This window comes from Streptomyces sp. SudanB25_2051 (assembly GCF_964272635.1).
Classification (GTDB): Bacteria; Actinomycetota; Actinomycetes; order Streptomycetales; family Streptomycetaceae; genus Streptomyces.
On sequence record NZ_OZ186787.1, the window covers coordinates 824,795 to 837,367 of the forward strand.

Genomic DNA, 12,573 nt, shown 5'->3' on the forward strand with positions numbered 1-12,573 from the left:
GGGTGCGGCGGCCCCACGGCAGGCGGGCGGGGGGCGGGGGTGGTCAGGCGGGCGGGGGTGGTCAGGCGGGCGGAGTCGTGTCGTCGGGTACGTGGCGGGCGTAGGCCTTGACGAGTTGGGTGCGCGAGTCGTCCAGGTAGGCGGACAGGAGCCGCTCGGCCCTGGTCCGCTCCCCCGCCCGCAGCGCGTCCAGGATCTGCCGGTTGCGCTGGAGATAGGGCTCGTGGAGGGTGTGCGGGTCGTCCACGACGTGGAAGACGAGGCGGAGTTCGGCCAGGACACCGCGCATCAGTTCGTCGGTGCGTTCGCTGCCGGCGAGGGCGACGAGTTCGCGGTGGAAGTGGATGTTGGCGGTGGAGACGCCCCGCCAGTCGCCCGCGCGGGCGTGGCGCTCCCCCTCGGCCACGGCGCCGGCCAGGCCGTCGAGCGGGAAGGGCGGGTCGCCCAGGTCGTGGATGACGGCGCACTCGACCAGCTGCCGGGTGCGGTAGATGTCGACCACGTCCTCCACGGCGAGCACCCGTACGAAAACGCCCCGGTTGAGCTCGTGGACGAGCAGGCGTTCATGGGTGAGCAGCCGGAACGCCTCGCGCAGGGTGTTGCGGGAGACGCCGAGCGCGCCGCCGATGGCGTCCTCGGACAGCCGGGTCCCCGGCGGGAAATACCCCTCGGCGATGCGGGTGCGCAGGATGTCCGCGACCCGCTCGGCCGTGCTCGTGCGCCCCAGCAGGACGCGGTCGTCCGCCAGATCGCCGCTCGTCGTCGCCACCGGCACCTCTTCTCCCCGTCGCGGACCGGCCCGTCCGTCGCGCCCCTGCCCTCGCCCGGCGATGGCGCGCGCCGGTGCGGCCCATCGTAGAACGAGTTGTCCACAGGTCTTGTCGGATCGTTCAACAATCCTCTACTGTCCTCATTACTGTACGTATCCACTCAGGCACGCTCCTCACCCTCTGCGAGGTGCAGATGAGCACGACCCGGACCGAATCGACCTCCACGTCCTCCGAGGCGGGCCGAGAGCGCCCGTTCGGCTGGCTGCGCGCGCTGGGACCGCGCGGCAGGCGCGCCTTCGGCGGCGCGTTCGGCGGCTACGCCCTGGACTCCTACGACTTCTTCACGCTGCCGCTGAGCATGGTGGCGATCGCCGCCTACTTCCGCCTGGACAGCGGCCAGACCGGGCTGCTCACGACCGTCACGCTGGTCGTGTCGGCGGTCGGCGGCGCCCTCGCGGGGATACTCGCCGACCGGATGGGCCGGGTCCGCGCGCTGATGCTCACCGTCGCGACCTATGCGGTGTTCACGGTCGCGTGCGGCTTCGCGCCGAACTACGAGACGCTGCTCGTCTTCCGCGCCCTGCAGGGCCTCGGGTTCGGCGGGGAGTGGGCGGTCGGCGCGATCCTGGTCGCCGAGTACGCGTCGGCGCGGCACCGGGGGCGGACGCTGGGCTGGGTGCAGAGCGCCTGGGCGGCGGGCTGGGCGCTGGCCGTGGTCGTCTACACGCTGGTGTTCCACTTCCTCGACGCGGACACGGCATGGCGGGTGATGTTCTGGACGGGCGCCCTGCCCGCGCTGCTCATCGTGTACGTCCGGCGGAACGTGGAGGACGCGCCCGAGGCCGCGCGGGTGCGGCGGGAGAGCGCGGAGCGCGGCTCCTTCGCGGGGATCTTCAGGGCGGGGCTGCTGCGGACGACGCTGTTCGCGGTCCTGCTGTCGACCGGGGTGCAGGGCGGCTACTACACGCTGGCGACCTGGGTGCCGACGTACCTGAAGACGGAGCGCGGCCTGACGGTCGTCGGCACGGGCGGATATCTCGCCTTCCTGATATCCGGGGCGTTCCTCGGCTACCTGACCGGCGGCTACCTGACGGACCGGCTGGGCCGGAAGCGCAACATCGTGCTGTTCGCGGTGCTGTCCGCGATCTGCGTCGTGGCGTACACGAACATCCCGGCCGGGGCGAACGGACTGGTCCTCGTGCTGGGCTTCCCGCTGGGGTTCTGCATGTCGGCCATCTTCAGCGGCTTCGGCTCCTTCCTGGCGGAGCTGTACCCGACGGCGGTGCGCGGGACGGGGCAGGGGTTCACGTACAACACGGGCCGCGCCGTGGGGGCGTTCTTCCCGACGCTCGTCGGGTTCCTGGCGGACGGTTGGGGGGTGGGCGGTGCGCTGGTGTTCGGCGCGGTCGCCTACGGCATCGCCGTGGTGGCGCTGCTCGGCCTGCCCGAGACACGCGGGCGGGAGCTGTGGTGACGGCCGGCGGGGCGTGTTCCGCCCCGGCCGGCGAGGACGGGATTCTGAGGAGTTGACGGACGTGACCGGGGCATCGATCGATCTCAACGCCGACCTCGGCGAGGGCTTCGGCCGCTGGCGGCTGACCGACGACGAGCAGCTGCTGTCCGTCGTCACCAGCGCCAATGTGGCATGCGGCTTCCACGCCGGGGACGCGGTCACCATGCGGCGGGTGTGCGCGCTCGCCGCCGAGCGGGGGGTCCGGATCGGCGCCCAGGTCTCGTACCGCGACCTGGCGGGCTTCGGGCGGCGTGCCATGGACGTGCCGCCGGACGAGCTGGCGGCCGAAGTGGCCTATCAGATCGGCGCCCTGGAGGTGTTCGCGCGCGCCGCCGGGTCGCGGGTGTCGTATGTGAAGCCGCACGGCGCGCTGTACAACCGGGTCGTGCACGACGAGGGGCAGGCGGGCGCCGTGGTAGAGGGGGTGCTGCTCGCCGGCGGCGGCCTGCCGGTGCTGGGGCTGCCCGGGTCGCGGCTCCACGCGTGCGCGCGGGACGCCGGTCTGCCCGTGGTCCCGGAGGCGTTCGCGGACCGGGCGTACACGGCGGAGGGCACGCTCGTCCCGCGCGGGCGTGAGGGCGCGGTCGTCCACGACCCCGAAGCGGTGGTCGAACGGTCGCTTTCCCTCGCGCTGCGCGGGACGGTGACGGCCCGCTCCGGGGAGGCGGTGTCCGTGCGGGCCCGGTCGCTGTGCCTGCACGGGGACACGCCGGGGTCGGTGGAGCTGGCCCGGCGGGTGCGCGCCCGCCTGGAGGCGGAGGGTGTGCGGGTGGAGGCGTTCGCATGAGAGCCCTGGAGGTGGGTGAGCGGGCGCTGTTGCTGGAGTTCGGGAGCGGGGAGGAGACGCGGGCGTTCCACGCCGAGCTGCTGCGGAGGCGGGACGCGGGGACGCTGCCCGCCGTGCGGGAGATCGTGCCGGCCGCGCGGACGGTACTGCTCGACGGGGTGGCCGAGCCGGGGCGGCTGGCCGTGGAGGCCGCCGGTTGGGAGGTGCCACCGCTGGACGCGCGCGAGGGGCCCCTGGTGGAGGTGGCGGTCCGCTACGACGGGCCGGACCTGGCGGAGGTCGCCGGACTCTGGGGGGTGGCGCCCGAGGAGGTCGGCCGCGTCCACGCAGGGGTCGAGTACCGGGTGGCGTTCTGCGGGTTCGCGCCCGGCTTCGGGTATCTGACCGGGCTGCCGGAGCGGTACGCGGTGCCGCGCCGGGACACCCCCCGGACGGCCGTCCCGGCGGGTTCGGTCGCGCTGGCCGGGCCGTACACGGGGGTCTATCCGCGGGCGTCGCCCGGCGGCTGGCAGCTGATCGGCACCACCGACGCGGTGCTGTGGGACCCGGCGCGGGAGCCGGCCGCGCTGCTGGCGCCGGGGCTGCGGGTGCGGTTCACCGAGGAGGGCGCGTGACCGTACGGTCCTTCACGGTCGTACGGGCCGGGGCGCTGACCACCGTGCAGGACCGGGGGCGGTTCGGCCACGCGCACCTGGGCGTGCCGCGCTCGGGCGCCCTCGCCCCGTACGCTGCCGCGCTGGCCAACCGGCTGGTCGGCAACGACGAGGGCGCCGCCGTGCTGGAGACGACGCTCACCGGCTGCGCGGTGCGACCCGGCCGCGCGGTGACCGTGGCGGTGGGCGGCGCGCCCTGCCCGGTGACCGTGGACGGGCGGCCGGCGCCGTGGGGCGCGGCGGTACGCGTCGGGGCGGGCGCCGTGCTGGAGGTGGGCCCGGCGGTGCGGGGCGCCCGGTCGTACGTGGCGTTCGCGGGCGGGGTGGCGGCCGACCCGGTGCTGGGGAGCCGGTCCACGGACCTGCTGTCGGGTCTCGGGCCCGCGCCGCTGGAGGACGGCATGGTGCTGCCGCTGGGCGAGGCGCGGCCGGGTGCCGCCTGGTACGAGGGCGCGCCGTGGCGCGGTGTGCCGGAGGAGCTGGTGCTGAGGCTGCGGTGGGGGCCGCGCGACGACTGGTTCACGGCCGGTGCGCTGCGGACGCTCGCCACGAGCACGTACCGGGTGGCCGCCGCCTCGAACCGGGTGGGGCTGCGTCTGGAGGGCCCGCCGCTGGAGCGGGCGCGGGCCGGCGAGCTGCCGAGCGAGGGCATGGTGCTGGGCGCGGTGCAGGTGCCGCCGGACGGGCGCCCGGTGGTGTTCCTGGCGGACCACCCGACGACGGGCGGTTACCCGGTGGTGGGTGTGGTGCGGTCGGCGGACCTGGCGGACGCGGCACAGGCGGGGCCGGGGACGCGGGTGAGGTTCGTGCCGGTGCGGTGAGGCGGGGCAGGGCGGCGCCGGGGGCGGTCGGGGCGGTGGCCGCCGCCCCTCGGCCTGGCGGGCCGGGAGCGCATCGGGCGAGCGGCGGGCGCGGGGCCCGCGGGCCGAACGGTCCGGGACCCGCGCCCTCCGTACCGGCTGGGCCACGACCGGGCCCGGCCGCCGTCAGGCCGCCGGCTCGCCCAGGCGCCAGGCCGGACGCCCCCGCCGAGCGGGCTCGAAGCGGAGAGCCAGGCCACCCGACCGTCGGGCCGCCGGCCCCCGACGTTGTGGCGGCAGGGCCCGCCAGGCCGCGGGGCCGCCAGGCCACTGGGCCGCAGGGCCGGCCTCCGAGGCCCACAGGGATCAGGGGCCCCCTCCGGCCTCAGGCCCGCCCCGCCGCAGTGCCCTCGGCCTCAGAGCCCAGGGCAGGACCATCCGGCCTCCGGGCCGCCGGCCCCGCCGGGCGGTGCCCGCCACATCAGGGCCGACAGGCCCTTCGGGCGGGGCGGCGCCCGGCGCTTCGGGCCCTCGGGTCAGGCCGTCGGAACGTCCGGGCCGCCGATGCGGCTGCGGACGGCGGTCTGCACCTCGTCCTCCTCGACCGGATCGGCGGCGAGCCGGCGCAGGCGTTCGGCGACGCGTACGTCCCCGGTCTCGGCGTGCAGGGCGGCGATCTCGCGGGTGGTCTCCTCGCAGTCCCACAGGCACTCGACGGCGAAGCCCGTGGCGAAGGTCGGGTCCGTCGCGGCGAGGGCCCGCGCGGTGCGGCCGCGCAGTTCGGAGGAGGCGGTCTCGCGGTAGACGTGCCGCAGCACGGGCGCGGCGCAGGCGATGCCGAGGCGGCCGGCTCCGTCCACGAGCGGGTACAGCGACCGCGCGTCGGGCCCGTCGGTGCGCACGGCCTGCCGGAGCGCGCCGAGGACCAGCGGGGCGTCCTTCTCGCCGCCGCGCGAGGCGAGGACGCCGCCGGCGGACGTGCCCAGCGCGTCGGGCCGGTGGACCCAGCCGCGCGCCCGGTCGACGGCCGCCTCGCCGCACATCCGCTCGAAGGCGGCGACGGCCGCTTCGGCGACGGTGGCGGACGGGCTGCTCGCGGCCGCCTCGATCAGGTCGAGTACGGCGGGGTCGCGCCCCTCCGCGAGGTAGTGGAGCGCCGCGCAGCGGGCGCCGTCGGGGCCGCTGCGGGCGGCCTCCACGATCAGTTGCCGGTCGTCGGGGCCGGCGACGGCGGTCAGGCAGCGGGCGGCCGGCAGGTGCAGGACGCTGCCGCGCTCCAGTCCCTGCTGGGCCCAGTCGAACACGGCCTGGACGCTCCAGCCGGGCCGGGGCCCGGTCGGGCGCATCTGCCGCTGCCAGCGGTCGAAGGAGCCCTGTTCCCGGGCGGCGCGCACCCGGCCGCCGACGGAGTCGCGCGGGTCCTCGCCCCACAGCCGCCAGGGGCGCGGCTCGTAGGCGTCGCGCACGGCGGCGGCCAGTTCGGCGTCACCCTCGGGGCCGGCCGGGAAGCGGGCCAGTACGGCGTCGGCGAGGCCGCGCAGGGCGGTGTCGTCGTCGCGCAGGGCCAGCTCGTCCAGCGCCCACGCCCAGTTGCTGCCGGTCGCGGTGTAGCGGCGCAGCAGCAGGAGGGCGTCGCGGCGGCCGTACGAGGCGAGGTGGCCCAGTACGGACAGGGCGAGCCCGGTGCGGCACTCGTCGGTGTCGACGTGGTCGTCGGCGCCGAACAGGTGCTCCTCGACGGTGTCGAGGCCGCCGTGCAGGTCCAGGTAGAGGCGGGCGTAGTAGAGGGAGCGGTTCTCGACCTGCCAGTCCTGGCGCGGGTCGTTCACGACGCAGTGGTCGAGGGCGGCGAGCGCCTCGGCGCGGGGCGCGGCCAGCGCGTGCAGTGTGCCGTCGCCCCGGCCCCTCTGCAGCAGGCCGAGCAGGGTGCCGCTCGGCGCTATGACGGGTTCGAACATGGGAAAACGCCTCACATCAAGCTGTCGACTGGGCGGGCGCGGCCGGGTGTCCCGGTACCGCCGGGTGCGTGGACCGCCCGCTCATCGGCTAGGCCGCGCGGTGCCATCGGATACCGCCCGTCGTCTTCTGCTTGGTGTCGACCATCTTCCTCTGCCTCTGCCTTCTCTCGGTGGCCCCCTGCGGGCCCGTCGTCATGATGACCCAGCGTTTTCGCCGCCGCGACCACATTTACGGCGCGGTGTCCGTCCTTGGTTCGCTGCCCGTTTCCGGGCCGTTCACCGGGAGCCGAACAGCTCCAGGAGGTCGGTCTTGCCGAACATGCGGGCCGTGTCCACGGCGGACGGAGTGCCGGCTTCCGGATTCGCGCCGCCGGCGAGGAGGGCGCGGATGACGCCGTCCTCGCCCTTGAAGACGGCTCCGGCGAGGGGGGTCTGGCCGCGGTCGTTGGCGGCGTTCGGGTCGGCTCCGCGGGCGAGGAGGGCTTCCACGGTCGAGGCGTGGCCGTGGTAGGCGGCGAGCATCACGAGGGAGTCGCCCTTGTCGTTGGTGAGGTTCGCGGGGGCGCCCGCGTCGACGTAGGCGGCGAGGGCTTCGGTGTCGCCGTGCCGCGCGAGGTCGAAGATCTTCGACGCGAGGTCGACGACCTCGGGGTCCGGGGTGTCGCTCATCGGGGCCGCCTTTCCGTTGTTTGCGCTCTGCAACCGTGCGTACGACGAGGTCAGCCGTACGAGTGAACCGACAGGGTACTGCCCCGCCGGAGCGGCGTCCGACGTGCGCCGGTCAAGTGAAAACGCCGCATATTCACCCGATTGCACCTTTTATCACATAGATGCTTCCTGTGAGCCTGGAATGACTCATGGTGACTGTCCCTTCAACCAGGAGAAACCCTCATGATCCTGTCGATCTCAGGCGTGGTTCTGCTCGGCATCATCGTCTTCCTCTTCTTCAAGAAGGACGGGCTCAAGGCCTCCCACGCCCTCGTCTGCGCGCTGTTCGGCTTCTACCTCGCGGGTACCGCCATCGCACCGAGCATCACCGCGGGCGGGCAGAGCCTCGCCAGTCTCCTCGGCGGCATCAACTTCTGACGCCGCCCGGACCGCGCCCCTCCGACGCGGCCCACGGACCCACCGGAGCCACGGCCCCCGACGCACCACGACGGGATCCGCGCATCCACGGAGAGCCCGCGAGTCCACGAAACCGCGAACCCCCCGGGCGCCCCGGATCTCCCCCGGATCCACCGGATCCGCGGATTCCACGGCTCCGGCGTCCCCCACGACCACCCACCCACGACCACCCACGACTCCCGCGACTCACGCGACCCCGCGACCTCACGACCCCAGGAGACGACGTGGCACGGCGACCACTCCCCCGCATTCCGAGCAGCGGCAGAGCGTCGATCGCTCGCGGCAAAGAGCTCGCGCGCACGGCCGCCGACGGCGCCACCGACGTCCTCCATCCGCTGATCACCGTCTCGCGCGGGCTGCGCAGGCTGGCGGCGGCGGGACGCGCCAGATGGTCGGCCACCCCCAAGGAGCGGCGCGGTCCCACGCTGTTCCTGGCCGCCGTGTGCGTCCTCGGGGTCGCGCTGATGCCGTACGGGCCGCTGCTGGCGCTGGTGTCGCTGATGGGCGCGGCGGCGTGGAAGGGCAGGGAGCGCCCCGCCCCGGCGCCCGGGGCGGACCAGCTCGGCAAGGAGCGGCTGCGGGCGCTGTACGAGGCCCTGGTGCCGCACTTCTCGGTCCCCGGCGACCCGAGCCCGCTGTTCGCCCACGGCGGCGAGTGGGCCCGGGCCTTCGGGGACTTCGCTTTCGACGCCGACGGCCGCCCGACGCGGCTGCGGATCTCCTACCCGGCGTACTTCCCGGACGGCGACCCGGCGGAGCGCGCCAGGATCGAGCGGCTGCTGCACGCCAAGTCGGGCCGCGGCCGCGAGTACCGCTTCGACTGGGACGAGGAGGGCAACCACCTGCTGATGACCGTGCCGGACGCGCTCCCGGCGGCGGTGGTGGCGCAGCGGTTCGTGACGGTGCCGGGCGAGACGGTGCTCGGGTTCACGGACGCCGACGCGGTGCGGCGCACGTCCCGGTCCGGGACGGCGAGGCGACCAGGGACGCCCCGGCGGTCGTGTGGCGCACCGGGCCGCGCTCGACGGAGGCGCATCTGCTGGTGGTCGGCCAGCCCGGCGGCGGGGTCAGCACCCTGCTCCGGTCCATCGCGCTCCAGGCGCTCCAGCACGACGGCGAGGTGCTGGTCCTGGAGGGCTTCGGGACGGGCGAGTACGCGTGCCTGGCCGGCCGCAGGGGCGTGCTGGGCGTCGAGTGCGGCCCGGCGGGCGCGCTGGCCGCGCTGGAGTGGGCGGCCGACGAGACGGAGCGGCGCCTCGCCGCCGCGTACGAGGCCCGGCAGGCGGGCGAGCCAGCCCCGGCGGAGGCCCGCCGCCCGCTGTGGATCCTGCTGGACCGGCCGACCGTCCTCGCGGACCTGGCCGCCGCCGAGGGGCGTACGGGCCCGCAGGAGCTGCTGCAGGTGCCGCTGCGGCACGGCAGGGCGGCGTGCGTGACGGTGGTGGTGGCCGAGCAGTTCGACACGGTGGACGCGCTGGGCGACGTCGTACGGGCCCACACCCGGGCGCGCGTGACGCTCGGCTCCGCGCCGCCCGAGCAGCACGCCGCGGTCCTCGGCGCCCCGCCCCGCACGACGCCCCCGCCCGAGGTCCCGCCGGGCCGCGGCTACGCCCGGCTGGGCACCGGCGAGGTGGTGCGCCTCCAGGTCCCGGCCACACCGGACCCGTACGACGAGACGGCCCCGGAGGCCCACCGCCACGCGGTGCTGCACCTCCTCCCCGACCGCGTCGTCCACGAGACGGCCGTCCCGGCGGACGCCCACCCCGCCCACGGGGCCGCGCTCCCGCCCGGCGACCCGACGGCGGTGGCGCCCCCCGGAGGCGCGGCCGTCCCGAACTGACCCGCCACCGCGCCGCCGCTCAGGCGACGAAGGTCCTGGGCTCCTCCGCCACCGGACCGCCCGCCGCGCCCGCCCGCACCATGCGGGCGGCGGCCGCCAGCCGTACGGCGGCCTCGTCGGCGACCGCCCCGCCCACCGTGAACGGCAGCCGCACGTACCCCTCGAAGGCGCCGTCCACGCCGAAGCGGGGCCCTGACGGGACGCGCACACCGACCCGCTCCCCCGCCTCCGCCAACCGCGAGCCGGACAGGCCGCCGGTCCGCACCCACAGGGTCAGCCCGCCGCGCGGCACCTCGAAGTCCCAGCCGGGCAGCTCCCGGCGTACGGCGGCGACCAGCGCGTCCCGGTTCTCGCGGGCCTGGTCGCGGCGCAGCGCCACGGCCTGCTCCCAGCCCTCGCCGCCCATCAGCCAGTTGACGGCGAGCTGCTCCAAGACGGGCGTGCCCAGGTCGGCGTAGGCGCGGGCGGCGACGAGGGAGCGGATCACGTCGGGCGCGGCCCGCACCCAGCCGATCCGCATGCCCGCCCAGAACGCCTTGCTCGCCGAACCGACGGTCAGCACCGTGCTGCCCGCGGGGTCGAACGCGCAGACCGGACGCGGCATCTCCACGCCGTCGTCCAGGCGCAGCTCCGACATGGTCTCGTCGACCACGAGGACCGTGCCCGCCGACCGGGCCGCGTCCACGAGGGCCCGCCGCTGGTCCTCGTCGGCGAGCGCGCCGGTCGGGTTGTGGAAGTCGGCGACGACGTACGCGAGGCGGGGCGCGGCGTCCCGCAGCACCTGGCGCCAGCGCGGCAGGTCCCAGCCGGCCAGCCCCTCGGCCATGGCGACGGGCACCAGCCGGGCGCCCGCCTCCCGCATCAGCTGGAGGATGTTGGCGTACGAGGGGGACTCCACGGCGATCCGCTCGCCCCGCCCGGCGAACAGGTGGCAGATGGCGTCGATGGCGCCCATCGCGCCGGTCGTCACCATGATCTGCTCGGGCATCGTGGGGATGCCCCGCGCGGTGTACCGGTCGGCGAGGGTGCGGCGCAGCGCGGGCAGTCCCGCCGGGTAGTCGCCGTGCGTGTGGGCGTAGGGCGGCAGCTCCTCCAGGGCGCCCTGGAAGCCGCGGCTGAGCCAGGGCTCGGGGGCCGGGAGCGCCGCGCAGCCGAGGTCGATCATCGAGCCGAGCGACTCGGGCGGCAGCGGTTCGAGGCCGCGGGCGGGCAGCGGGTTGCCCGCGGGCACGGTCGTCCAGCTGCCGGCGCCGCGCCGCGACTCCAGGAAGCCTTCCGCGCGGAGGGCCTCGTAGGCGGCGGCGACGGTGGTGCGGCTCACCGCCAGCGCGAGGGCCAGTTCCCGCTCGGCGGGCAGGCGGGCGGCGACGGGGACGCGGCCCTCCAGCACGAGGAGGCGGATGCCGTCGGCCAGCGCCCGGTACGCGGCGGGCTTCCGGGTGCCGGGGCCGGCGGGCCGGGGCTGCTGGGCGGTCAGCTGGCGGGCGAGCTGGGCGGCGCCCACCGCCGAAGTCCACTGAGCCATGACTTCAGTCCACCTTCCTCGAATTGGCCATGGTTGAGATCCAATGGCACGCCAGAGAGTGTCATAGGTCAGTCCACCACACCAGCACTCCGGGGGTCACCTTGTCCCGATCGTCGTCCACACCGCCGTCCGAGCCCGGCGGCCGGCCGCCGGGGCGGCGCATCCCGCGCCGGCTGGCCCAGCTCGTCTCGGGCCTCCTGCTCTACGGGGCCAGCTCGGCGCTCCTGGTCCGCAGCGGCCTGGGCCTGGAGCCGTGGAACGTCCTCCACCAGGGCCTGTCGAACCTGACCGGCCTGTCGATCGGTGTCATGGTGACGGTCATGGGCGCGGTGGTCCTGCTGCTGTGGATCCCGCTCCGGCAGCGGCCGGGCCTGGGCACCGTCGCGAACGTCCTGCTCATCGGAGCCGCGATGGACGCCACCCTCGCCGTCGTCCCGGACGCGGACGGCCTGCCCGCCCGGATCGCGCTGATGGTCGCCGGGGTGGTCCTCAACGGCCTCGCGACCGGCCTCTACATCGCCGCCCGCTTCGGACCGGGCCCGCGCGACGGCCTGATGACCGGACTGCACCGGGTGACCGGCCGCTCGATCCGGCTGATCCGCACGGCCCTGGAGCTGACCGTCGTCGCGACGGGCTTCCTCCTCGGCGGCTCCCTGGGCGTCGGCACGGTGCTGTACGCCCTGGCGATCGGGCCGCTCGCCCAGCTGTCGCTGCGCCTGTTCGCGGTGCCGGAGGCCACCCCCGGTACGGCGGCCGGCAGCACCGGGGTCGCCTCGGGGCCACCGGAACGGGTGATACTGCCGCGGTGACTCGCCTACCGCGCCCGCGCCACCCGTACCTGGACCACCCCTGCGCCATCCCGTTCGCCCACCGGGGCGGCGCGGCGGACGGGCTGGAGAACACCGCGACCGCGTTCCGGCGGGCCGCCGAAGCCGGGTACCGCTACTTCGAGACGGATGTGCACACCACGGCCGACGGCAGGCTCGTCGCCTTCCACGACCCGACGCTCGACCGGGTCACCGACGCGCGGGGACGGATCGCGCGCCTGCCGTGGAGCGAGGTCCGGCGGGCACGCGTGGCGGGCCGCGAGCCGCTGCCGCTCTTCGAGGAGCTGCTGGAGGAGTTCCCCGAAGCCCGGTGGAACGTGGACCTGAAGGCCGAGTCCGCGCTCGTCCCGCTGGTGGAGCTGATCCGCCGGGCCAACGCGTGGGACCGGGTGTGCGTCGGCTCGTTCAACGAGGGCCGCGTCGCGCGGGCGCGCCGGGCGGCGGGCGAGCGGCTGGCCACGTCGTTCGGCGTGCGCGGCGTGGTGGGGCTCAGGCTCCGCTCGTACGGCATACCGGCGGCGCTGCGCGCGGGGGCGGTGGCCGCGCAGGTGCCCGAGGCGCAGGGCGGCATCCGCGTGGTGGACCGGCGGTTCGTCCGCGAGGCGCACGCGCGCGGGCTCCAGGTGCACGTGTGGACGGTCAACGACCCGGAGCGGATGAACGCCCTCCTGGACCTTGGCGTGGATGGCATCATGACCGATCATCTTCAGACGCTGCGCACGGTGCTCACCGGCCGGGGAGCGTGGGTCTGACCCCGGCGCGCGGACCGGGGCGG

Annotated in this window: 11 protein-coding genes and 1 pseudogene; 8 read left to right on the top strand and 4 right to left on the bottom strand. The window is 75.7% G+C overall.

Annotated features, from left to right (window positions below; genetic code table 11):
- Positions 1 to 61: 61 nt before the first annotated feature.
- The gene (locus ACSUPT_RS03590; protein ID WP_436943456.1) at positions 62 to 769 is read right to left on the bottom strand and encodes a GntR family transcriptional regulator; all 708 of its coding nucleotides are present in this window, start codon (positions 767 to 769) and stop codon (positions 62 to 64) included.
- A gap of 194 nt (positions 770 to 963) precedes the next feature.
- Here ACSUPT_RS03590 and ACSUPT_RS03595 point away from each other — a divergent pair, with 194 nt between their 5' ends.
- The 4 genes from ACSUPT_RS03595 to ACSUPT_RS03610 all read left to right on the top strand — a co-directional run bounded on the left by ACSUPT_RS03595 (position 964) and on the right by ACSUPT_RS03610 (position 4,544).
- Positions 964 to 2,244, top strand: a complete 1,281-nt coding sequence (locus ACSUPT_RS03595; RefSeq protein WP_436943457.1) for an MFS transporter — start codon at positions 964 to 966, stop codon at positions 2,242 to 2,244.
- A gap of 61 nt (positions 2,245 to 2,305) precedes the next feature.
- Entirely contained in the window at positions 2,306 to 3,070 is a 765-nt protein-coding gene (locus ACSUPT_RS03600) for a LamB/YcsF family protein (RefSeq protein WP_361661357.1), read from the top strand.
- Positions 3,067 to 3,684, top strand: coding sequence for a 5-oxoprolinase subunit B family protein (locus ACSUPT_RS03605; RefSeq protein ID WP_436943458.1), 618 nt, complete (start codon positions 3,067 to 3,069; stop codon positions 3,682 to 3,684). Before ACSUPT_RS03600 ends, ACSUPT_RS03605 begins: the two co-directional genes overlap by 4 nt.
- Positions 3,681 to 4,544, top strand: a complete 864-nt coding sequence (locus ACSUPT_RS03610) for a biotin-dependent carboxyltransferase family protein (RefSeq protein ID WP_436943459.1) — start codon at positions 3,681 to 3,683, stop codon at positions 4,542 to 4,544. Before ACSUPT_RS03605 ends, ACSUPT_RS03610 begins: the two co-directional genes overlap by 4 nt.
- A 515-nt stretch (positions 4,545 to 5,059) precedes the next feature.
- Here the strand turns inward: ACSUPT_RS03610 and ACSUPT_RS03615 are convergent.
- Positions 5,060 to 6,481 (bottom strand): HEAT repeat domain-containing protein, encoded by a 1,422-nt coding sequence (locus ACSUPT_RS03615; protein WP_351962908.1) that lies wholly within the window; start codon positions 6,479 to 6,481, stop codon positions 5,060 to 5,062.
- Between the two features lie 276 nt (positions 6,482 to 6,757).
- A complete protein-coding gene (locus ACSUPT_RS03620; RefSeq protein ID WP_361661369.1) occupies positions 6,758 to 7,150 on the bottom strand; it encodes an ankyrin repeat domain-containing protein in 393 nt (130 codons plus the stop codon).
- A 222-nt stretch (positions 7,151 to 7,372) separates the two neighbouring features.
- On the opposite strand from ACSUPT_RS03620, the gene ACSUPT_RS03625 reads away from it, so the two are divergent.
- Together ACSUPT_RS03625 and ACSUPT_RS03630 are read left to right on the top strand one after the other, a co-directional pair.
- Entirely contained in the window at positions 7,373 to 7,567 is a 195-nt protein-coding gene (locus tag ACSUPT_RS03625; RefSeq protein WP_023589716.1) for a hypothetical protein, read from the top strand.
- A gap of 263 nt (positions 7,568 to 7,830) precedes the next feature.
- A pseudogene (locus tag ACSUPT_RS03630) lies at positions 7,831 to 9,446 on the top strand (hypothetical protein).
- 19 nt (positions 9,447 to 9,465) lie between these two features.
- Here ACSUPT_RS03630 and ACSUPT_RS03635 read toward each other — a convergent pair.
- Complete coding sequence (locus ACSUPT_RS03635) at positions 9,466 to 10,971, bottom strand: PLP-dependent aminotransferase family protein (RefSeq protein WP_361661375.1); 1,506 nt, start codon at positions 10,969 to 10,971, stop codon at positions 9,466 to 9,468.
- Positions 10,972 to 11,072: 101 nt separating this feature from the next.
- Between ACSUPT_RS03635 and ACSUPT_RS03640 the strand changes: the two genes are divergently transcribed.
- Together ACSUPT_RS03640 and ACSUPT_RS03645 are read left to right on the top strand one after the other, a co-directional pair.
- Entirely contained in the window at positions 11,073 to 11,780 is a 708-nt protein-coding gene (locus ACSUPT_RS03640) for a YczE/YyaS/YitT family protein (RefSeq protein WP_436943460.1), read from the top strand.
- Complete coding sequence (locus ACSUPT_RS03645; protein WP_351962913.1) at positions 11,777 to 12,550, top strand: glycerophosphodiester phosphodiesterase family protein; 774 nt, start codon at positions 11,777 to 11,779, stop codon at positions 12,548 to 12,550. The genes ACSUPT_RS03640 and ACSUPT_RS03645 overlap by 4 nt, the downstream gene beginning before the upstream one ends.
- Positions 12,551 to 12,573 lie beyond the last annotated feature (23 nt).

What these genes read in the sequence shown, in the direction of transcription:
- ACSUPT_RS03595 (WP_436943457.1), top strand. Translation starts at nt 964, where the DNA reads ATGAGCACGACCCGGACCGAATCGACCTCCACGTCCTCCGAGGCGGGC.
- ACSUPT_RS03605 (WP_436943458.1), top strand. Translation starts at nt 3,067, where the DNA reads ATGAGAGCCCTGGAGGTGGGTGAGCGGGCGCTGTTGCTGGAGTTCGGG.
- ACSUPT_RS03615 (WP_351962908.1), bottom strand. Translation starts at nt 6,481, where the DNA reads ATGTTCGAACCCGTCATAGCGCCGAGCGGCACCCTGCTCGGCCTGCTG.
- ACSUPT_RS03620 (WP_361661369.1), bottom strand. Translation starts at nt 7,150, where the DNA reads ATGAGCGACACCCCGGACCCCGAGGTCGTCGACCTCGCGTCGAAGATC.
- ACSUPT_RS03625 (WP_023589716.1), top strand. Translation starts at nt 7,373, where the DNA reads ATGATCCTGTCGATCTCAGGCGTGGTTCTGCTCGGCATCATCGTCTTC.
- ACSUPT_RS03635 (WP_361661375.1), bottom strand. Translation starts at nt 10,971, where the DNA reads ATGGCTCAGTGGACTTCGGCGGTGGGCGCCGCCCAGCTCGCCCGCCAG.